The sequence below is a fragment of the Ruminococcus sp. MCC718 genome (assembly GCF_018783905.1).
Lineage (GTDB): Bacteria > Bacillota > Clostridia > Lachnospirales > Lachnospiraceae > Hominisplanchenecus > Hominisplanchenecus faecis.
Map to the genome: position 1 here is coordinate 48,447 of NZ_WQNP01000041.1, position 20,877 is coordinate 69,323.

The 20,877-nt window shown below is 44.7% G+C and carries 22 protein-coding genes and 3 tRNA genes; 4 read left to right on the forward strand and 21 right to left on the reverse strand.

Going from position 1 to position 20,877, the window contains the following annotated elements; genetic code table 11:
- Nucleotides 1-15 precede the first annotated feature (15 nt).
- The 10 genes from hisS to GPK60_RS05375 form a co-directional block, all read right to left on the reverse strand.
- On the reverse strand, nucleotides 16-1,275 hold the full coding sequence (gene hisS, locus GPK60_RS05330; RefSeq protein WP_022120058.1) for a histidine--tRNA ligase: 1,260 nt from the start codon (nucleotides 1,273-1,275) through the stop codon (nucleotides 16-18).
- A complete protein-coding gene (locus GPK60_RS05335; protein ID WP_173898082.1) occupies nucleotides 1,266-1,877 on the reverse strand; it encodes an HD domain-containing phosphohydrolase in 612 nt (203 codons plus the stop codon). The genes hisS and GPK60_RS05335 overlap by 10 nt, the downstream gene beginning before the upstream one ends.
- On the reverse strand, nucleotides 1,858-3,330 hold the full coding sequence (gene hemZ, locus GPK60_RS05340; protein ID WP_022120060.1) for a coproporphyrinogen dehydrogenase HemZ: 1,473 nt from the start codon (nucleotides 3,328-3,330) through the stop codon (nucleotides 1,858-1,860). The genes GPK60_RS05335 and hemZ overlap by 20 nt, the downstream gene beginning before the upstream one ends.
- A 114-nt stretch (nucleotides 3,331-3,444) precedes the next feature.
- The gene (locus GPK60_RS05345) at nucleotides 3,445-4,080 is read right to left on the reverse strand and encodes an MBL fold metallo-hydrolase (protein ID WP_022120061.1); all 636 of its coding nucleotides are present in this window, start codon (nucleotides 4,078-4,080) and stop codon (nucleotides 3,445-3,447) included.
- A gap of 15 nt (nucleotides 4,081-4,095) precedes the next feature.
- On the reverse strand, nucleotides 4,096-6,372 hold the full coding sequence (locus tag GPK60_RS05350) for a bifunctional (p)ppGpp synthetase/guanosine-3',5'-bis(diphosphate) 3'-pyrophosphohydrolase (RefSeq protein WP_226911899.1): 2,277 nt from the start codon (nucleotides 6,370-6,372) through the stop codon (nucleotides 4,096-4,098).
- Between the two features lie 132 nt (nucleotides 6,373-6,504).
- Nucleotides 6,505-7,029 carry an adenine phosphoribosyltransferase gene (locus GPK60_RS05355; RefSeq protein WP_215659032.1) on the reverse strand — a complete coding sequence of 175 codons (525 nt, stop codon included), beginning with the start codon at nucleotides 7,027-7,029 and terminating at the stop codon, nucleotides 6,505-6,507.
- A 181-nt stretch (nucleotides 7,030-7,210) separates the two neighbouring features.
- Nucleotides 7,211-7,294: transfer RNA gene (locus tag GPK60_RS05360), tRNA-Leu, on the reverse strand.
- Between the two features lie 252 nt (nucleotides 7,295-7,546).
- A tRNA-Leu gene (locus tag GPK60_RS05365) sits at nucleotides 7,547-7,631 on the reverse strand.
- A gap of 150 nt (nucleotides 7,632-7,781) precedes the next feature.
- Nucleotides 7,782-8,843 (reverse strand): DNA/RNA non-specific endonuclease, encoded by a 1,062-nt coding sequence (locus GPK60_RS05370; RefSeq protein ID WP_252191304.1) that lies wholly within the window; start codon nucleotides 8,841-8,843, stop codon nucleotides 7,782-7,784.
- 145 nt (nucleotides 8,844-8,988) lie between these two features.
- Nucleotides 8,989-9,408, reverse strand: coding sequence for a ribonuclease Z (locus GPK60_RS05375; protein ID WP_215659033.1), 420 nt, complete (start codon nucleotides 9,406-9,408; stop codon nucleotides 8,989-8,991).
- Nucleotides 9,409-9,784: 376 nt separating this feature from the next.
- Between GPK60_RS05375 and GPK60_RS05380 the strand changes: the two genes are divergently transcribed.
- Nucleotides 9,785-9,868, forward strand: a tRNA-Leu gene (locus GPK60_RS05380).
- A gap of 176 nt (nucleotides 9,869-10,044) precedes the next feature.
- Here the strand turns inward: GPK60_RS05380 and rplT are convergent.
- The 10 genes from rplT to GPK60_RS05430 form a co-directional block, all read right to left on the reverse strand.
- Nucleotides 10,045-10,401: a 50S ribosomal protein L20 gene (rplT, locus tag GPK60_RS05385; protein WP_022119053.1), complete on the reverse strand. Its 357-nt coding sequence runs from the start codon at nucleotides 10,399-10,401 to the stop codon at nucleotides 10,045-10,047.
- A 25-nt stretch (nucleotides 10,402-10,426) separates the two neighbouring features.
- Nucleotides 10,427-10,624 carry a 50S ribosomal protein L35 gene (gene rpmI / locus GPK60_RS05390; protein WP_022119054.1) on the reverse strand — a complete coding sequence of 66 codons (198 nt, stop codon included), beginning with the start codon at nucleotides 10,622-10,624 and terminating at the stop codon, nucleotides 10,427-10,429.
- Nucleotides 10,625-10,705: 81 nt separating this feature from the next.
- Nucleotides 10,706-11,203 (reverse strand): translation initiation factor IF-3, encoded by a 498-nt coding sequence (gene infC, locus GPK60_RS05395; RefSeq protein WP_147631201.1) that lies wholly within the window; start codon nucleotides 11,201-11,203, stop codon nucleotides 10,706-10,708.
- Nucleotides 11,204-11,450: 247 nt separating this feature from the next.
- Nucleotides 11,451-11,774 (reverse strand): DUF1540 domain-containing protein, encoded by a 324-nt coding sequence (locus tag GPK60_RS05400; RefSeq protein WP_173898951.1) that lies wholly within the window; start codon nucleotides 11,772-11,774, stop codon nucleotides 11,451-11,453.
- Between the two features lie 182 nt (nucleotides 11,775-11,956).
- Nucleotides 11,957-13,783, reverse strand: coding sequence for a DUF6449 domain-containing protein (locus GPK60_RS05405; protein WP_173898953.1), 1,827 nt, complete (start codon nucleotides 13,781-13,783; stop codon nucleotides 11,957-11,959).
- Nucleotides 13,758-14,660, reverse strand: coding sequence for an ABC transporter ATP-binding protein (locus tag GPK60_RS05410; protein ID WP_173896901.1), 903 nt, complete (start codon nucleotides 14,658-14,660; stop codon nucleotides 13,758-13,760). Before GPK60_RS05410 ends, GPK60_RS05405 begins: the two co-directional genes overlap by 26 nt.
- Nucleotides 14,653-15,027 (reverse strand): GntR family transcriptional regulator, encoded by a 375-nt coding sequence (locus tag GPK60_RS05415; RefSeq protein ID WP_173867002.1) that lies wholly within the window; start codon nucleotides 15,025-15,027, stop codon nucleotides 14,653-14,655. The genes GPK60_RS05410 and GPK60_RS05415 overlap by 8 nt, the downstream gene beginning before the upstream one ends.
- Before the next feature lie 200 nt (nucleotides 15,028-15,227).
- Nucleotides 15,228-16,337 (reverse strand): M20/M25/M40 family metallo-hydrolase, encoded by a 1,110-nt coding sequence (locus tag GPK60_RS05420; protein WP_252191305.1) that lies wholly within the window; start codon nucleotides 16,335-16,337, stop codon nucleotides 15,228-15,230.
- A gap of 15 nt (nucleotides 16,338-16,352) precedes the next feature.
- Complete coding sequence (locus GPK60_RS05425) at nucleotides 16,353-17,090, reverse strand: YdcF family protein (protein WP_173867003.1); 738 nt, start codon at nucleotides 17,088-17,090, stop codon at nucleotides 16,353-16,355.
- Nucleotides 17,091-17,262: 172 nt separating this feature from the next.
- Nucleotides 17,263-17,769, reverse strand: coding sequence for an SEC-C metal-binding domain-containing protein (locus GPK60_RS05430; protein WP_022119062.1), 507 nt, complete (start codon nucleotides 17,767-17,769; stop codon nucleotides 17,263-17,265).
- 346 nt (nucleotides 17,770-18,115) lie between these two features.
- On the opposite strand from GPK60_RS05430, the gene GPK60_RS05435 reads away from it, so the two are divergent.
- Entirely contained in the window at nucleotides 18,116-18,571 is a 456-nt protein-coding gene (locus tag GPK60_RS05435; protein WP_022119063.1) for an Lrp/AsnC family transcriptional regulator, read from the forward strand.
- Between the two features lie 18 nt (nucleotides 18,572-18,589).
- Complete coding sequence (locus tag GPK60_RS05440) at nucleotides 18,590-18,799, forward strand: hypothetical protein (RefSeq protein WP_022119064.1); 210 nt, start codon at nucleotides 18,590-18,592, stop codon at nucleotides 18,797-18,799.
- Between the two features lie 45 nt (nucleotides 18,800-18,844).
- Here GPK60_RS05440 and GPK60_RS05445 read toward each other — a convergent pair whose 3' ends face one another.
- Nucleotides 18,845-19,468: a hypothetical protein gene (locus GPK60_RS05445; protein WP_173867004.1), complete on the reverse strand. Its 624-nt coding sequence runs from the start codon at nucleotides 19,466-19,468 to the stop codon at nucleotides 18,845-18,847.
- 372 nt (nucleotides 19,469-19,840) lie between these two features.
- Between GPK60_RS05445 and GPK60_RS05450 the strand changes: the two genes are divergently transcribed.
- Nucleotides 19,841-20,443: an HAD family phosphatase gene (locus GPK60_RS05450; protein ID WP_173867005.1), complete on the forward strand. Its 603-nt coding sequence runs from the start codon at nucleotides 19,841-19,843 to the stop codon at nucleotides 20,441-20,443.
- Nucleotides 20,444-20,877: the final 434 nt, after the last annotated feature.

Genomic DNA, 20,877 nt, shown 5'->3' on the forward strand with positions numbered 1-20,877 from the left:
TGCTTTTGTCCTCCTTTATTTAATGCCGTCACAGAAAAATTCTTTGAATTCTGTGTAGCCTTCTGCCGTCATCTGTTCCTTCTGGAATTTTTTATTTTTCTTCATCATATTGACGCTTACGATGCTGCCGTTCTTGCGTTCTTCTGCGGCTTCTTTGAAAATTGCAGCCAGCTTGTCACCCGGCATATTTTTTTCAATCAGATATGCTTTCTTACCTGCATTGCTCGGAACCTGATAATCACGCTCCAGAAGCAGCATGACAATACGTTCAAATCCGATGGAGAATCCGCATGCACAGGTCTTCTGACCGGTGAATTTGCCGATCATTTCATCGTAGCGGCCGCCGCCTCCGACGGAACCTCCGAATCCATCAATACTGATCTCGAAGATCGGTCCGGTATAGTAGGACATACCGCGAACGAGGGTCGGATCGAACACGATCTGGAATTTTGCTGTCTTGACAGTGTCAACACTCTGGATGATTGTCTCCAGTTCTTCTGCGATCTTCTGATCCAGGAAGCCTTCCAGAAGTTCTTTTAAGCGGCGTACGCCATTTACATCTTCGGTCACCTCATCAAACAGGGACAGGTACTTGTCGATGCTCTCTTTTGCAAATCCTTCTTTTTCCAGCTCTTCTGCCACGCCTTCTTTGCCGATCTTGTCCATCTTATCCAGAATGATAAAGACGGTATCGTAGCTTTCTTCCGGGAAACCGCTGCATGCTGCCATGGCTTTTAAGATCCTGCGGTCGTTGATGCGGATCGTAAAGTTTTCAAAGTCCAGTTTGCCGACCAGCGTGGAAGTTGCCAGGATCAGCTCGATCTCTGCCAGGATCGTCGGCTCGCCGAGAATATCGATATCACACTGCATGAACTGGCGGTAACGGCCTCTCTGCGGTCTGTCTGCACGCCATACATTTCCCATCTGCAGTGCTTTGAACGGACTTGGCAGATTGTTTGCATTGTTTGCATAATATCTGGACAGCGGAACAGTCAGGTCGTATCGCAGTCCGCCGTCGACCAGATCCATCTCGGTTTCGGCCGTGTCGATCTTCAGTTTTTCGCCTCTTTTTAAAATCTTAAAGATCAGTTTTTCGTTTTCTCCGCCCTGCTTGCTGGAGAGGTTCTCGATGTGCTCCACGCAAGGTGTCTCAATGGAAGAAAATCCAAACGTTCCGTAAGTATCTTTGATCATACGGATCACGTAATCGCGGATCTCCATCTCGCGTGGTGTAATATCTTTCATGCCGGTTACCGGCTTCTTCTTCATTGCCATAAAGTATCCTCCTCTAAATCCCATTTCATCTGTTCACATGTCCGGATCCTTTCACAGATGATCTCATCATGAATGATCTCCAGAAAACACAAAAACAGTTTCAGATCAAAATTTTTTATTTCTTCAATCATAATGGCAACCGCCTTTTCCCATGAAAAAGCTCTGCGGTACGGTCGATCGGAGATCAGTGCCGCAAACACATCACAGATCCGAAGGATCCTCGCCCCAATGGGGATCTCATCTTCCTTCAGGTTCGATGGGAAACCGCTGCCGTCATAATTTTCGTGATGATATAAAATGCTTTTTATGATAAAATCCGAATAATGATTTTGCGATGTGATCGCATATCCCAGTGTCGGATGAAGCCTTACATACTTGATCTCCTCGATCGTAAGCGGCTTCTGTCCTTTCTGATACACATATTTTGCCATCTCAAGTTTCCCGATGTCATGCAGAAGTCCTGCGATCGACAGCTCGTGGCACTGTTCTTCTGACAGTCCCGCCTTTCTTGCAAGCTCTCCGGCCAGAATACTGACCATCATCCCATGCTGCAGTTCTTTGCTCAGGCTGAACTGTATGATATTATACCCGGTTTTTTTCATAGTCACAATAACCCTGTTTCTTACGTTCTATCATTTCATCGATCCGCTCGATATAGTTTTTAATATCCTTTACATTTTCCGCACGCTCAATGCGATCATTCATCACAAACTTGGTCGAAGCACCGGCTCCAAGTGCCAGGATCGACTGCTTCTCTTCCATGATCAGGATATTGTAAATGCCTTCTTTTTCCGGTTTTGCATATCCGACATTCTCAAAATTGCCCTTCATATTCTTCTGGCGGTAGAGATAATATGGGAACATACCGGCTTTTGCCGCATACTGCTCCGTCATCTCCATGATCCTCTGATTGTTTGTGAAAGTCATCTCTTTATATTCATCTTTAAACAGGTTGAGACGTGCCGCACGTTTGATGGCCAGAGAATGTACGGTGATGCTGTCCGGATCAAGAGATAACACCTCCTGCATGGTGTGCTCCACCTCTTCGATGCCTTCTCCCGGAAGTCCTACGATCAGATCCATGTTGATATTGTCAAACCCAAGCTCTCTGGCATCGGCAAATGCCTTTCGGATGTCTTCCACCGTATGCCGTCTTCCAATGATATCCAGCGTCTTCTGGTTCATCGTCTGCGGATTGATGGAAATCCTGGTCACCGGATGCTTTCGGATCACAGCCAGCTTCTCCCATGTGATACTGTCCGGTCTGCCCGCTTCCACAGTATACTCTTTTATGTGGCTGATATCAAAACATTTTTCCACTTCAGACAATAAACGCTCCAGCTGATGCGGCTCCAGCGTGGTCGGCGTGCCTCCTCCGATATAGATCGTATCCAGGACCTGACCGGCCCACATACTCGCCGTTTCCCGGATTTCATGGCAAAGTGCATCCAGATAATCATCGACCTTATTTTTCCACACTTTTAACGGACTGGAACTGAACGAACAGTATGCACAGATCGTTGGGCAGAATGGAATCCCGATGTAAAGGCTGTATCCGTTTTTATAGTCAATATCCTCCAGGATATGACGTTCTCTGTTGGCAATTGAAACAGCCAGTGCCGTTTTTTCCCTGCTGACCAGATACTGCTCCCTCATGATCTTTGCCGTCTCCACGTTAGAATGTCCGGCATCGATCAGTGCCATCGGTATTTTCGTCGGCCGCACACCGGTCAGTGTTCCCCACGGAAGTTCCTGTCCGGTTCTTTTCTGCAGCATATGGTACAGCAAAATTTTTGTCTGATTTTTTCTTTCTTTCCGCCCGTGCATCTCTTCTGTGAGCCACACGCCTTCTTCCTGACGTTTCCGGTCACCGCTTACACGCTCGATGCGGATGCTTATCTTATTTTTCCCGTAAAAAAGAGAGATTTTTTCATCGTATTCCGCTGCCGGACTGTCATCGTCAGACAAAACGATCTCTTCTTCCGGATAAAACGATTTCACCAGATTGTATACATCATACTCAAAATCTCTCTTTTGGAACTGTATTGCTATCATCTGTTCTACTCATTTCATTTTTATTTGCAAACGTTCCGGTCGGCACAAAGCCATGATCTACCGGACAATGTGTGCCTCGCGGAGCGTTTATCTTAGTCGGAGATCGCACTCCCGCTAAGATAAATACGGGTTAAATCTTTGTTCATAGGCAATCGTCGTTATTTCCTGGTGTCCCGGATAAACGACTGTATCACCCGGCAGGTTCTCCGTCAGATACTGCACGGAACGCACGATCTGTGACATGCTGCCGGTCGGAAAATCCGTTCTCCCGACGCTGGTGCGAAACAGTGTATCCCCGGAAAACAGTACTCCTTCTTCCGACAGATAATAACAGACACCGCCCTTTGTATGCCCCGGTGTCTCGATCACCTTGATCTTAAACCCTGCAAGAGTCAAAGTTTCCTTATCTCTCAGCAGACGGTCTGCACGGATCGACAGAGCAGCAGCCCAGGAAGCAGAAAGATTGTAACTGCCATTTTCCAGTACTTCCTCTTCCTTCTCGCCGGCATAACACTGTACACCTTTAAAATATGCTCTTAAATCATCCACCGCACCGATATGATCAAAATGACCATGCGTAAGCAGAATCCCCTGCAATTTCAGGCCATCCGCCTCAATCTTCCGGATGATCCGCCCGGCATCATCCGCCGGATCGATCAGGATCAGTTCCTTTGTTTTCTCATTTATCACAAACCAGGTGTTGGTCTGCACCATGCCAAGCACCATCTTTTCTATTTTTATATTTCCCATAAACGCCTCCTCTGATCAGCCTGAAGTACGCTGGATATCGATCACACTCTCGATCTGACGGATCTTGGCAGTCAGGCTTGCAAGCTCTTCTTTGCCCTGTACATCAAAGGTAAGCAGGATCGTGGCAACGCCCTGTTTGTTCACACGGCAGTTCAGAGAACTCAGGTCAATCTTCCGTTCTGTAAAAATCTTGGAAATATCCACAAGAAGTCCGGTACGGTTGTATCCGAAAATCTTGATCTCTACGGTGTAACGTTCGTTTTTATCCTGCTCAGATTTCTGCCATTCTGCCTCGATCAGTCTTGCCCTGTCTGTCTCTGAAAGGTTCATCACATTTACGCAGTCTGTCCTGTGAACGGAAATGCCGCGCCCCCTTGTCACAAATCCGACGATCTCATCTCCCGGAACCGGTGAACAGCATTTGGAGAAACGCACTGCCACATCATGGATGCCTTTTACGACAATACCGTTCCCGGATTTGGCGATCCGCATCTTTTCTTTGCCCTCAGCAGCTTCCATGATATGCTCATCCGTGATCTCCTTCTGGTGCTGCTTGTTGTACTCATCCAGAAGCTTGTTAACAACCTGTCCTTCTTTCAGACCGCCATGTCCGATCGCTGCCAGTGCAGAATCCCAGTCACGAAAACCATACTTACGCATCACACTCTCCATGTAAGACGGTTTCATCAGGTCGCTTAATGTAATACTACGGCTCTTGCAGTAAGCTGCCATCAGTTCCTTACCGCGGGTGATATTGTCTTCTTTTAATTCATTGCGGAACCACTGGTTGATCTTGTTCTTTGCCTGGGCACTCTTTACAATCTTCAGCCAGTCACGGCTCGGACCTTTGGAATTCTGCGAAGTGATGATCTCGATACGGTCCCCGTTCTGGATCACATAATCGATGTTGACCAGCTTGCCGTTCGCCCTGGCACCGATCATCTTGTTTCCGACCGCACTGTGGATGCTGTATGCAAAATCGATCGGTGTGGAACCATTTGGCAGATTCTTGACGTCACCAGCCGGTGTGAAACAGTAGACACTTTCTGCAAACAGATCCAGATCGCTCTTTAAGAGACTCATAAACTCTTTGCCGTCCGACATATCCTTCTGCCATTCCAGAATCTGTCGCAGCCAGCTCAGTTTCTCTTCTTCCTGTTTGGAAACATTGACGGTTCCTCCGTTGTTTGATGCTTCTTTGTATTTCCAGTGTGCCGCAATACCATATTCTGCGGTACGATGCATCTCAAACGTACGGATCTGTATCTCAAACGGTCTTCCGCCAGGTCCGATCAGCGTCGTATGCAGAGACTGATACATGTTCGGCTTCGGCATCGCAATATAATCTTTAAAACGTCCCGGAATCGGTTTGTACATCTCATGTATCACACCGAGTGCCGCATAACAGTCTTTGACCGTATCTACGATGATACGCACTGCAAAAAGATCATAGATCTGATCGAGCGTTTTGTCCTGGTTTACCATCTTTTTGTAAATGCTGAAGAAATGTTTGACACGGCCGTCGATCTGTGCTTTGATACCCGCTTTTTCGATATGGGCACGCACTTCTGCGACAATACCGTCCACAAATTTCTGGCGTTCTGTTTTACGCAGAGCGATCTTTTCTACCAGGTCATAATAAACTTCCGGCTCCAGATATTTTAGCGAAAGGTCATCCAGCTCTACCTTGATCTTGGAAATACCAAGTCTCTGAGCAAGCGGAGCATAAATATCCATCGTCTCTCTCGCTTTTTCTTTCTGTTTTTCCGGCTTCATATATTTCAGCGTACGCATATTGTGAAGCCGGTCTGCAAGCTTGATCAGGATCACACGGATATCCTTTGCCATGGCAAGGAACATCTTACGCAGATTCTCCGCCTGTACTTCCACCTTATCTGCAGAATAGCTCAGCTGTCCCAGTTTTGTAACGCCATCCACCAGAAGTGCGACCTCTGCTCCGAACTCTTTGGTGATCTCCTCCGTCGTCATGACCGTGTCCTCAACCACATCGTGAAGCAGTCCTGCAACGATCGTCTCTTTGTCCAGCTCCAGATCTGCCAGAATGATCGCAACGCAAAGCGGATGAATGATATATGGTTCTCCGGATTTTCTCTTCTGACCCTCATGTGCCTCATAAGCAATCTTGTAAGCTTTTTCAATCATGCTGATATCCGTGGATGGATGATATTTCTTCACGCTCGCGATCAGTTCATCATACAAGATCTCCGGACTTGTAAAATCCTCCATGGTTTTTACATTCGCATCGGCTTTTTTGATCTCCGCTTTTTTCATCTCTGAATTTTTTATTTCTGTCGTTGTATCTACTTTGTTTTTTTCGTCGCTCATAGCCAGTACCCTCTTTCCGGAAATCCGCAGAAAGCAGATTCTGAATCTGCCCCTGCAACCATCTATTGTCTACTGTTTTTATTTCCCATCATAGCAGAGTACAGACTCTACCTCATATCCTTTTAATCTCTCACGGCCTTTTAATCCGGCCAGCTCCATAAGGAAAACAACCTTTACAACTTTTCCGCCGAGTTCCTCAACCAGTTTGATCGCAGCTTCGATCGTTCCGCCTGTAGCAACTAGGTCATCTACCAGCACAACTTTCTGTCCCGGTTTGATAGAATCCTTATGCATTTCAATCACAGCACTTCCGTATTCCAGGTCATATTCCATGCTGACCGTTTCACATGGCAGCTTGCCTTTCTTTCGAACCGGTACAAATGCCTTGTGCAGGTTATATGCAATCGGTACACCAAAAATAAACCCTCTGGACTCTGTGCCGACAACGACATCAAACTCGGTATCTTTCAGCTTGTCCTGCATGGACTGGATTGCCAGATGCAGTCCGTCCGGATCCTGCAAAATCGTTGTGATATCACGGAAAATAATCCCAGGCTCCGGGAAATCAGGTATACTTCTTACATATTCTTCCAGTTTTTTCATATGTCTACTCCTCCTGTACATGGCATTTGTTTTTAAATCCTACTGTTTTGCAGATTTTCTTTAATCATTTATTCAGTATATCATCCCGGGATTATCTTTGCAAGACTCTACCTTTTGCTTGATAGCAAAAAAGACCCCCGCTTCTATAAGCGAGAGTCTTCTCCGACTAAGATAAAAAAAGTGCGGAAGGCGGGACTTGAACCCGCACGGTATTGCTACCACAGGCACCTGAAGCCTGCGCGTCTGCCAATTCCGCCACTTCCGCATCACAGCTATATTTATACCACAGGTTTCTGTGGTTGTCAACAGTATTTTTTGATTTTTTTATATTTTTTGTATTTTTCCTACGATTCAGACAACTTACTGTGTTTGATCCTATATCCATTCAGGTATCTGATATAAAAGACCGTTTTCTTTTTTCTGATATTTACCTGACAGAATCACGAATGCACTTTCTCTTTACATTATTTCTCTCGTCAAAAAGAAAAGAGAGTTCGATTTCTATCGAACTCTCTTATGCAGTTGACGGGACTTGAACCCGTACCCAGTTATCCCAGACTAGATCCTTAGTCTAGCGCGTATGCCAATTCCGCCACAACTGCTTGACACTGGAGAGTATAGCACCTTACCCTCCTTTCGTCAACCCCTTTTTTGAAATTTTTTTAATTTTTTCTATTTTTCATATTTTTGCAACGATTTTGTGTTCCCCTGGCACCTGGCAAAATGGAAGGCACCTCACATCGGATATACTTTTATGGATTGCACCGTTTACACGGCTCGTATCCCATATTCAGCACTTCTTCTCTGGTTCCGTCGTAGACCCACTTGTTACTGTCACTCATCTGATTCACGCTGGAACAGCTTGGACGATGAAATTTCATCGTATTGGTATTAAGGATATACTCGCTCGCCGCTGCAGTCTGTTCCTGAACCTGTGTCTGTTCTGCCGGTGCTTCCGTCTGAATTTCTTCTGCACGTTCATCACCCGACTCTGCCTGACTTGCATAAACTTCAGCATCTTCTGCCAGATGACTTTCTCCTGTCGCATGGTCGATCGCAACACCCGGCTGTTCGTTGTACACAAATACATGATAACAGATACCGTCGCCATCATCTTCTACTGACCTCGCTTCCATCTCCACGCCGTCCGCCACCAGGTTGTCTCCTGTATAGATCGGTGTCACGCGATACAGAACATGGTTGCCTGTTTCTTTGATGTAATCAGCCACCATATTTTCAAACGGCAGCATCCCGTCCACATTCATGTATCTCGTACCGGTGATCAGATTCTTTTCGTTGGCATTTTCCGCTGTCAGCTGATAGCCGATCAAATGGCAGCGATTATAAAGATATTTGCCGTCTACAAAATCGTATTTTACTGTATGCCAGCCGCTCGGTTTTACTTTTCCGATCGAACCGCGTTTTTTCGTTGGCATCAGATCTTTTCCGATATTTGAAACTGCCACACCGCATCTGCCCAGTTCATCCAAATCACTGTAATATTCATACGATGTTTCCGAATAATCACTTTCCTGAAAATCCGGTTCATTATCATCGATCACCACATACGGTGCATCCGCAAAGGCCGGGATCTCCTCCATGGTAAGCACTGAACTTTTTTCCGTCGCATAGTCCGTTATCTCATCCTGCGTTTTTGCGGCACTTTCTGTTTCATCCGAAGCAACGACTGCTCTTTGCTCCTGTGTTTCTTCCAGCGTATCTGCTGTTTCCGTCAGCGTCTGCTGCATTATGGCATCTGTCTGCCGGCTCTCCGTTTCCGATCCGCAGCCTCCGATCAGCAATGCAATCAGCAAAAACCAAATGGGAAGAAATCTTTTTCTTTTCTTTCTGTTGTCTTTCATCTTTTTCAAGCCTTTCTTTTTTACTTCTGTAACGCTTACTCTTTATGCACGCTCTTTCTCCAAGAACCTCTCTACCCTCTTCTTCAACAATTCTTTCTCATGCACGTTCTTTCTTCCTGTACTGTAAGCGTGTGATCTTTTCGTGAGAATATCCAGCAAATTCCTCTTCCGCCGTTTTTTCCATCTGTTCCAGATCCAGATCCAGTTTAAAGTCAAACGGATACGCCCGGTTCCATCCAAACACGATCAGTTTTTCAATCCGCCCCTCCGTTCCCTTCAGTGACTGATTTTCAACAAAACAGATATCTCCTTCTCCTGCTTTTTCCAGAAAATTTTCATCCACGCAACAGTTTTCCGGATGTTCCTGCTCAAAAAGTTTTTCAGAAAACGGATGTATCCAGAGCTTCTTTCCTTCTGACAGCTCCAGGATCTTTTGGATCACCGTCCGGTCTTTTGATACCCTTCTGTTGTTAAAAAGCATGCCACCTCTGTCTTCTGTGCAAACAATCACGATCATTTCTCATTCTCCCTCCTGTCGTCTGTCTTTTTCACTTCGGATAGCGCCGTCACTTTCCGTACCGGCAGATCCTGATGTCGTGGTTTTTATTTTGACACCACTATTATAGAATTTTCTGTTTCTTTTGGCAACCCGATTATCCCCCTGATATTTCTTTTGTTCACCATTGATAATTTTACCTTTCTGACAATCGTTACCTCCATCTGTTTATGGAAGCATTATACTACATTGGGACATTTTCCTTTGTGGTATATCAGGATATTATCATAAATGGTTCATAATATTTTTAATTTTTTCAAAAAAAGTGTTGACAAACGTCAATCCATGTAGTAATATATGCGTTGTGAGTTGCGAGTCAGCTTCACAGAAACAATACGCGGAAGTGGCGGAATTGGCAGACGCGCAGGCTTCAGGTGCCTGTGGTAGCAATACCGTGCGGGTTCAAGTCCCGCCTTCCGCACTTTTTATTTTCTGTTTAAAAGAGCTCACAGAGCAGACTGCGAGTTCTTTTTTTCTATACATTAGTCTCAGACTTCTCCCCGGTATAAACAAAAAAATAGAAGAAAAGCTTTTTCAAGCTCCTCTTCCATCTTATTACCTCTCACATTTGCTGTGCAAACAGCTGCTTTCCCGGTATTATGCCAGTTTAGATTTTGCCAGCTCTGCCAGTGTTGCAAATCCTTCTGCATCATTAACTGCCATGTCTGCCAGGATCTTGCGGTTCATTTCAACACCTGCCAGTTTCAGTCCATACATAAATTTGCTGTAAGACAGACCATTGATTCTTGCTGCTGCGTTGATACGAGCGATCCACAGCTGTCTGAACTGACGTTTTTTCTGTTTTCTTCCTGCATAAGCACTTGTCAGTGCTCTCATTACAGACTGTTTTGCAACTCTATACTGTTTGGAACGAGCACCTCTGTAACCTTTTGCCAGTTTCAGTACTCTGTTATGTTTCTTTCTAGCGTTCATGCCGCCTTTAATTCTTGCCATGTCTTATTTCCTCCTTCGCTTATTCTTATAAATAAGGTAAAATCTTCTTCATGTTCTTGAAATTTGTAGCATCTGTGATGATTGCTTTTCTCAGATTTCTCTTTCTCTTTGTGGATTTCTTTGTTAAGATATGGCTCTTATAAGCTTTATTTCTTTTCAGTTTTCCTGCACCTGTCTTTTTGAAACGTTTTGCAGCTGCTCTGCTTGTTTTAATTTTTGGCATTTTACGTTTTCCTCCTTGTATAAATTCTATTCATCGGCTGTAACCTTCCGGTTTTGGCCGTTCTATTTTAACCCTGCGTTCTTAGGAACGTTTTTCGGTTAAAAACATCGCCATGCTCCTGCCTTCCATCTTGGCCGGCTTATCTACGAGTGCGATATCTTCCAGTGCTTTTGCGAACTCATCCAGGATATGTCTGCTTGACTGTACGTGAGCCATCTCACGCCCTCTGAATCTGAGTGTTACTTTTACTTTATTACCTTTTTCAATAAACTTTCTGGCTGAAGCAATCTTGGTATTCAGATCGTTGCTGTCGATATTCGGGGAAAGACGAACTTCTTTTACTTCTATCGTCTTCTGTTTTTTCTTTGCTTCTTTTTCTTTTCTTGCCAGCTCGTAACGGTATTTTCCATAATCAATGATTTTGCATACCGGTGGTTTCGCCTGCGGCGCAATCTTTACCAGATCCAGTTCCGCCTCTCTTGCGATCTTCATAGCTTCTCTGGATGACATAATTCCAAGCTGCTGTCCATCTTCGCCGATCAGACGTATTTCTCTGTCTCTGATCTGTTCATTAATCATTAACTCGCTAATAGTTTTGCACCTCCATTAATGCGTGTACCACCTTTGCTCCCTCATAGACCAGAAAAAGGTGGACAGCATAACTGTCCACCTAATAATCGTTTTCCCTGAAACAAATCTCTCTGTTTCTGAACTTTATTAACCGATAGTCACCTTTTGTGCTACGGTGAGAGTGGACACTCTGCTTTGTTTTCTCAATAACCTTGAATAGATTACCATACTTACCGGCAGGTGTCAACCCCTTTTTTTATTTTCCGCAGTTACATTTAAATGTTCCACATTCTGTCTGCTCGCAGGTACATGCCCCGGCTCCTACAATACCGATCTGATCTGCCGTACATTTGTGTTCATCATTGTATACACAGTGACAGGCTTCACATGCAACATCGATTTTCTGCGAAGCACTGCCCATGGAACTTTTCGCTCCCTGCGTGGTTCGTTCGGTAAAATCCGTACAGCAGGTCTCCTGCACTCTGGTCGCATTTTCTCCGCCTACTTTGATATCACCTTTGCTGCAGTACATCCCGTCGTTGTATACACATTTTTGTGCTGAACATACTAACATCGCCATGATACTACCTCCTTTTATGATTTTGGGTTACAAAGCTGTTAAAATCAAACGATGCCATAAAACCACTCCTGTGCAAGCACATCGTGGTTTCAGGCTTTTGACCCTGGCATCTTACAAATTGTTTCCCCGCTAAACGGTTCTTACAATTTCCCGGATAGTATCTGCTGTTTTTTCTTTTTTATTCACAACGGTTCACTGTTCTTTTTCTGGATTTCCCGTATTTTTTTCCAGGTTCTGGCAAAATCTTTCCGAAGCGGATATCCATATTCCTGATAAGTGATCGTCTTGTCCTTCGTTCTTTCTTCAAAGGAAAAATAAAGATCACGGGTATATCCGTCTACATCTGTGCTGTCTGCAGAAGCATCATTTTCTGCAGCCGGAATATTTTTCAGTTCCTGTCCGGTTTTTTCTGTCAGCTCTTTTTTATAAATACGGTAAAGCTCTTTTGCATCTTCTCCGGTCACCACAACATCGTCTTCATAGAGATAAGAAAGACGGATGCCCGTCAGTTTCTCTTCTGCATACTGCGGATCATTTGAAAGAATCGGATAGCAAAGCTGCTGATACCAGGACTGCTTCCACAGTTTTTCCTCTGCCGCATTCCAGACATCATCCAGGATAAAATAGCGGCGATATTTTACTTTTCCATTCTGCATGACAAATTTTACAAGCACTTCATCCACATTTCCATCTTCGCCGCAGTCACGGTTTCCTTCTGCATGTGCTTTTTCTACCAGATCATAGATCACATCAAACTGTTCTGTCTGCTCCAGATCCAGGTGGCTTTCAATATCACTTATTGTTTCAAGACTTTGCATCTGATTTTCTATCACATAGAGGTTTCCATAAATTTCTGCACCAAGACCGCCTCTGCTGCACACAGACATCGCTTTAACCTCTTCTTTTGCCGGCATCCAGCGATTATATCCCGGCCAGTCAAACACCAGACTGCAGATCAGCAAAATCCCTGCCGCCAGTGTGATGCCGGTTCCGATCTTATGGGCAAAGGCCAGTTTTACGTCTCTGTGGTAAACAAATTCCATCAACATACCAAGCACCAGAACGCCGAAAATGAATCCACCGAACAACCAGGAATACTGATTTGATCCGGTCATACCGTATGCTACAATACCAATAGCCAGTGCCCCCGGAAGTACCATCAAAATCTTCAGGATCTGCTCTGTTTTCGGAAATGCCAGTGCCATACCGCCGCATTCTGCCCTGTGGTGCGTACACATCCAGAGATCTGCCAAAAAGAATACAACAATGCCGCCAAGTGTCATGCATGCTGCTCCAAACCACGGCGTTCCATGCTGAATCCCCTGTTCTATCCAAATCATAATCCCGATTGGTGTCGTATATGCAATTTTCCAGAGCTGGATTGCTTTTAATGCAGTGTAGAATCCGGTTTCAATATAAGCCTGGGCGATCATAGTCACCGCCGGACCATAACCGGCGATCACTGCCATACCAAAGACAGCAATCAGTGTATTGCCGGTAAAAAGCATCGCAAAAGCAGCTGCACTGTAGATCAGCAGAAATTCTATGATATGCAGCACGCTTCCTTTCAGAAACGGCAAAAATAACAGAGAAAGTGATACCCCTTTTGTAGCCGCAACCAGCATGGCAAGGATCTCACACACCAGAAAAATCCCGACAAACATCAAAAATCCTGTCATATATCCACTCAGAAAGAGCTTCTTTCTGCGAACCGGGATACTGTAATACAAATCCATCTTCTCTTTGCTGTGTACATAAGAAAATTCCGCTGCTGCGATCATAGCCGCTGCTGCCGTTACAACCAGTGCCATGGCAATGTTTCCTGGTGCCAGAAGATCGACCGCCACACGATTTCTCCAGATATCATTTACCGTTGTCTGTGCATCCAGCCCGATCATCATCAACACCGGATAGCACACGAAGAAAAGCACACTTAAAAATACCAGCATCCAATTTCTTCTCTTGGCATCTTCCTGCATCAGTTTAAGAAATGAAATTTTTGATGTCATAACCGGCCACCTCCGTTTCGCTGATAAATATTTCTTCCAGAGTCAGAGGAAGAATCTCCGCCAGAAGCGGGTTTTTCTCCTGAATGGTCATCAGAATCTCCTGCTTTGTTCCTCGTGCCACAATGCTCATAACAGAGCCGCGTTTTTCATGCTGCAGCACTTCCAGTTTTGCAAGGATTTCCTCTTCGTCCCCGGCATTTTGAAATACGCACTGCACTTTATGGATGTGATATTTCATTTCTTCCAGTTCTTTCGACAGCAGAATGCCTCCTTTGTACAGCAGCCCTACATGGTCACAGATATCTTCCAGCTCACGCAGATTGTGCGATGCGATGATCGGTGTAAAGTCCCGTTTCATGATTTCAGATGCAAAAATGCTCTTCACTGCCTGACGTACAACCGGATCCAGTCCGTCAAAACTTTCGTCACATATCAGATATTTTGTTCCGGCACAGACGCCAAGAAGAAGTGCCACCTGCCGTTTCATGCCTTTGGAAAACGTGGACAGCTTCCTTGTAAATTCCAGTCCAAATCCGGAGACCATCTCCCGAAAGCGTTCCATATCAAACTGCGGATAGATCACCTGATAATATTCTGCCATCGTTTTTGCCGTTGCATTCTGAAAAAAATAGGCATTGTCCGGAAGAAAGAAAATCTTCGCTTTCGCCTGTGGATTTTCATAGACATTCTCCCCGTCGATCAGTGCCATGCCGGTATCCGGCTTCAAAACTCCGCTGATCACACGCAGAAGTGTGCTCTTACCGGCTCCATTTGTCCCGATCAGCCCGAAAATGCTGCCTTCCTGAATGGTTGCCACAATGTTGTCCAGTGCTTTGATCTCACCAAACATTTTGTTTACACCCGTTACTTCAATCATGTTTTCCCTCCCTGTAATACGTTCTGACCTTTATTGAAAACTCCTCCTCATTGATTCCAAGTTTTTTCGCCTGATTCACGGTTTCTTTCAGCCGCCCGAAGCACTGTCCCTTCATCCGATCCGTCACCTTATCTTTTTCCGAGACAAAATTTCCTTTTCCCTTCACCGGATAAATTGCTCCATGTTCTTCCAGAATCGCGTATGCTTTCTGGATGGTATTCGGATTGATAGAAAGCTCCACCGCCAGTGCCCGCACAGATGGAAGCTGCTCCCCCTGGCTCATCACGCCCGCTGCGATCAGACTCTCTACATGTTCTACGATCTGCTCATAGATTGGCTGTCTGCTCTGACTGTCAATCACGATCATGAAATCATCCCTGCTTTCTTTTCATATTCAAGAATGCCTCTGGCATTCTTGCTGCGAGGTGCACGCCATGCATCGCATGACATATTTTTCTGTGCACATCTGATGTATTATAGTGTACTAGTACTTTCCATACACTCGGAGTATAATATAAGTCCCATGCGAATACAAGGGACTTATGAGAATATTAAGAATGTTAAGTTTTACTCTTTCATTTGCAGCAGTTCGCTGACAATCCCTGCCACCTGTGCCATTTCGGACACTTCGGTATATTCCTGGCAGGAATGTACCTGATGCATCGCCGATGCCATGACGATCCCCGGGATGCCATGCTCAGACATTTTGTTCTGGTCACTGCCACCAAAGGTCGCGATCAGGCTGCTCTTGATGCCGCACGCCGTACATGCCTTCTGAAATTCTTTTACAACACTTTCTTTTTCGTCCGTTTTATAGGCCTGATAGCAGATATCCCGGATAAATTCGATACTGCCGCCGCGTTTTTCTGCTTCTTTCGCAAAAATCTGCTCCACCTTTGCAAGTTCTTCCAGTGCTTTTTTATGCGAAAAACTGCGAAGCTCACCGGATACCTCACAGTAATCCGGGACAATATTGCTGGCACGGCCGCCTTCGATCTGTCCGACATTGACGGTTGTATCATCTCCGATCCTGCCTATCGCCATCTCTGCGATTGCCGTCGCTGCGATCCGGATCGCATGCACGCCGTCCTGCGGTGCAAATCCGGCATGTGATGCTTTTCCACGTACTTTTACCGTAAATGCGATCTGACTCGGAGCCTGCACTGCTGCCGTACCGATCTCGCCGCTCATATCAAGCACGATCGATTTTTCTGCCTGTATTTTTGAAAAATCAAACACTTTGGCTCCCTTTACGTGCTTTTCCTCTCCGATACTGAGCAGAATCTCTAACTCTCTGGTCGGTCTGTTTTCTTCTTTTAAATGATGCAGTGCTTCTAAAACTGCTGCCACACCGGACATATCATCTGCTCCGAGCACCGTTGTGCCGTCGCTTGTAATCCTTCCGTCCGGATGCACAACTGCTTTTTTGCCTTTTGCCGGCTCCACCGTATCCATATGCATGCCAAGCAGCAGCGGACTGCCGCTGCCCGGACGGTGTGCATAGAGATTTCCGCAGTTGCCGTCATAAACCTTCCATGCATCATCCTCTTCCACCGAAAAGCCCAGCTCTTCCAGTTCTTTTGTCAGATAATCTGCCATCTCTCTTTCTCTGTAAGAAGGAGCATCGATGGAAACCAGTTTTACAAACTGTCTGGTAATCCTCTCTTTGTCTATCATAGTTCACACCTCTCATCAAATGTTTCCTTTGATCTTTTCTTTGACCAGTGCAAAGGCTTCCCGCACCATGTAATGGATCTGATACCGCCAGTCCGAGCCCGCCGCCACGCCGCAGACATCCTGATAGCCCTGCTTTTTCGCAAGTTTCAGGGCACGATAAACATGAAAATTGTTGCTGACGATCCCGGTCTTCTTTTCTTTGCAGTCCGACAGTCGTGCACAGAACTGCAGATTTTCCATCGTACTGACAGACTCGTCTTCCAGTATCATTTTATCCTCTGGAATACCCTTTTCCACCAAAAATCGCTTCATACACTCTGCTTCCGTAATGCTCTCGCCGTCTCCCTGTCCGCCGGACAAAAGCAGGATCGGCTTTCCGCAGCGTTCCCACTCCTGTGTCGCCTTCTCCAGACGCAGCTTCAGTGCTCTGCTCGGTCTTTCTCCATGCACCTGTGCCCCGAGAACGATCATATAATCCAGATTCTCCTTCGGTTCTGCGGACATCCGGCTGACGATACACCCTTCTGCGATCATAAATATCAGAAGCCCGACCGCAAAAACTGCGATCACTGCGATTTTCAGTCCTTTTGCGATCACGATCGAATGAAGAACAGTATACTTGTGCACGGCTGCGATCCCCCAGAAAAGTACCGCTCCCACAAGCCAGATCCATGAAAAATCCATCCCGATGGAAACCAGCAAAGCAAAATACAGGGCACACAAAAGCCCCAAAATTCCTAAAATCAGTTCCATATTCCACTCACCCTCCTTTTATAGCATGATCCACATACAGAAATTTTGCCCACATTTACCCGACAGAATCGCCGTACAGTCTGCACTCCGTTTTAGTCGGAGCTTGAGTCTGACAAGATAAAATGAGCCGCAGCAGCCTGTGTCCAGGCCACCGCAGCTCCGCTCTCTTTATTTATGCATTCTTTCCGCAGCAGAATTTATATTTCTTTCCACTTCCGCATGGACACGGATCGTTTCTGCCTACTTTTTTGCCTTTGATAACCGTATTTGCTTTCTTTGCTTCACGGTAAAGTGCTTTCTTTTTATCTTCGTCAAAGATATTGTCCCACATCGGCAGACCGTACAGCCAGTCTGCTTTTGCATCTACCATGTTTTTGTACAGTTTTTCCTTGTCAAAGATCAGGTTTACTTCGGTATCCTCGTCCATCTCTTCGATCGGGTTCGGAACGATCAGACTCTCATCGATACCATCCAGGAATCCAACCATGGTCATAACCGGGATCTCATATTTTGCTGCCAGCTCTTTGACTGTGCCTTTTACTTTTACATCCGGCTCTGAGAGCAGCTTTTCATAAATTCCTTTTTCTATCATAAAATAATCCGTCCAGAATTTCTGAAGTACCTTTTTATCTGTCTGCTGAGAGTACGCTGTGTCTCTCCACTGCTGTAATAATCCCATATGCTTACCATCCTTTATTTTTGTTGTAAATTATCGGAATATCTATCCCGTCATTCGGCAGGCTCTGTCTTTTTCGCAGAAACCCCATGTCCTGTATTATATAATACTTTGGCTTTTTTGTAAAGCAAGAGACCGCAAAAAATCCCCCGCAGCCGCACCTCTTTGTGTCGTCCGCGGGAGATCAGGGGAGGATAAGTATTATATTTCTCTTTGGTATACTCGTAGTATGAACCTTTTTTTGTTTTTTATACAACATAATCACAAAATTCTTTGACAAATTGTCCAAAAAGTACGATAATGTTCTTTACCAGCTATATCAATTTTTACGAAAGGAGGTCCATCTATCGTGGACTATTTAGATCAGCAGATTTTAATGAAACTGAAAGAAAATGCAAGACAGTCTGCTTCCGATATCAGTAAGGAGATACATTTGTCCGTATCCACCGTGATCGACCGTATCCGCAAAATGGAATCTTCCGGTGTTATTGAATCTTATACTGTGATCACGGATGAAAAGAAAACCGGAAATGATGTCACTGCACTGATGGAGATCAGCCTTGAACATCCAAGATACAACGAACTTTTCATTGAAAACATCAAAAAGAATCCAAATATCATCTCCTGTTATTACCTCACCGGAGAATTTGATTATTTACTGAAAATCGCATGTCAGTCTTCCGAACATCTGGAGCAGATCCACCACTGGATCAAAGATCAGGGCGGCGTACGTCAGACCCGTACACACTATGTCCTTCGAACCGAAAAGAATATTTATTCTCCTCTGCCGGAAGCAAAAGAGTAATAACAGGAAAGGATTTTTATGAAAAAAGCAAAACGCATCTTTGCACTTGCGGGTGCTGTGATCCTGATCGCTCTGTATCTGCTTACTTTTCTATTTTCACTTATGGACAGCGATCTGGCACATGGATTATTTGGTGCATCTTTCGCATGCACATTTATCATCCCGGTCGTCTCTTATGCCTGCATTCTTCTTTACAGACTCAGCCATAAAGATGACAGTGAAAAATAAAAAAACACTGCAGAATTGTTTCATCTTTCTGCAGTGTTTTCTTTTTTAAAAGGCAAATGCCATATCTTCGGAAAGGATCGCCGTTCCCTGCATCATCTCCCAGATCGTATTCGGAAGATTGACTCTCTTTTTGTAAACTGTCAGAACTTTATTTTCTTCCAAACACTGGATGGTCATAGCTTCCGGCCAGAACAGGTTACCCCATCCGCCGACCACACATCTGACTTTTTTAACAAAGGCCACATAACCTTCTTTGCATTTCAGTCTTTCTTTCTGATATTCAATCACATTTCCCGGACTTAAATGGTTCAGAGTTGCCTGCAGATAAAAGTCCTGAAACAGGGCTTCCTTACTGTCTTTCATCCATTCAATATCGCCTCTTAAAATCCGGTCACAGTCTGTGCGGCTCAGTTTTGCACACGCACGGTGCCAGATATGCATCTGCATGTATTTCTTTTCCAGATAAATTGCATCTTCATCCTGATTCTTCACGCACAGATAATAGTGCGGCACTGCTTCGTTTGACACATCCCCTCTGAATTTGAGTTTTCGCAGTGTATATTTTTCAAATTTCTGATTTTCTTCTTTTTGAAGCAGCTGCTGTTTCAATCTTCCATACTCGTCGTAATCAATCTTCTGCTGCTCTTCATAATACATTGTGTACTGCATAAATGATTCCCCTTCTTTCAGTTGCTGAACCCTCTGTTTTCCTCTCCGATATGAAATCGAACATTTACGGGATTGTGCATGTTTATGCCTTCCATCCCTTCTGTCATAATATATTTTAACAAGCATTTGTGAAAAAGCAATGGAAAAGTTATAAAGTATTTCTTAAGAGAACGCAAACATTTGTAAGATATTCTGCCATTATGCATATATCCAGCCTGAACAATTTGACAATCGCCTCTGTCTACCTTAAAATAAAGTGCAATGATGTACCGTGATTCTGTCAGTTCAAGTCGAACGCATGTGAGACTTGGCATGCACTTCTGATCAGGTCACATGCGTGTTCAATTTAATTTCAGAAAGAAGGATTTACTTATGATTAAAAATATTGTTTTTGATATCGGAAAAGTTCTGGTTCGTTTTGACTGGGAAGACTATCTGGCTTCTTTTCAATTTCCAGAAGAAGAAACCACTGCAATCGCTAAGTCCATGTTTTTAAGTTCAAACTGGAATCTGGTCGATGAAGGCCGCCTTTCCTACGAAGAGATCGAGCAGATTTTTGTCGATTCCTGTCCTGCATATGCAGATGATATCCGACTGGTATTTGCTCACTTCGGTGACTGCATCACACGTTTTCCTTATACAAGACACTGGATTTCTTCTCTGAAGCAGCAGGGTTATCAGGTCTATTATCTTTCCAACTATGGTGATTTCACCTGCCAGTATACCAGAAAAGACCTTAATTTTTGCGACCTGATGGACGGCGGCGTGATGTCCTATGAAGTAAAATGCCTGAAACCAGACCCAGTGATCTACCAGAGCCTGTTTGAGAAATATCACTTAAAGCCGGAAGAATGTGTGTTTATCGATGACAATGCGGCAAACATCGATGCCGCAAAGAAACTTGGGATGAAGACGATTTTGTTTCAAGACTATTTCAAGGCACAAAAACAGCTGAATGTGCTGTGCAACAAATAAAAAGTTGTGGCGGAGGTTTGTGTAAATGTGAAAATGAACGCCATAGAAATGATTTTATAAAATATATAACGCCATGATGATTCGAAAACAATCTCCTGACACGCTGCGTTTCCTGTTCGGTTCGCTCGCCTGTTAGCCGCCCTTCGCCTAAACTCGCCTCTTCGAGGCTCAAGAGCGATTTGTTTTCGAATTCATCATGGCTGTATTATTTTACACACCATGTTTTACAATACAGTTCGTCTGCACATTGCTAAAAGCTCCTGGCTTGCCGGGGGGGTGCTTAAGCGGAACAGTCCTTTCAGGCCAAATTACAAAACACGAAAAAACAGAGACACTGTAACGGTAGTAAATTTTCGTCACTGTGCCTCTGTCTTTTTTGTTTTGTACACAAGAAAGTTGATGCGGAAGGCTTTGGTTCTAAAACCTGTTTGCGT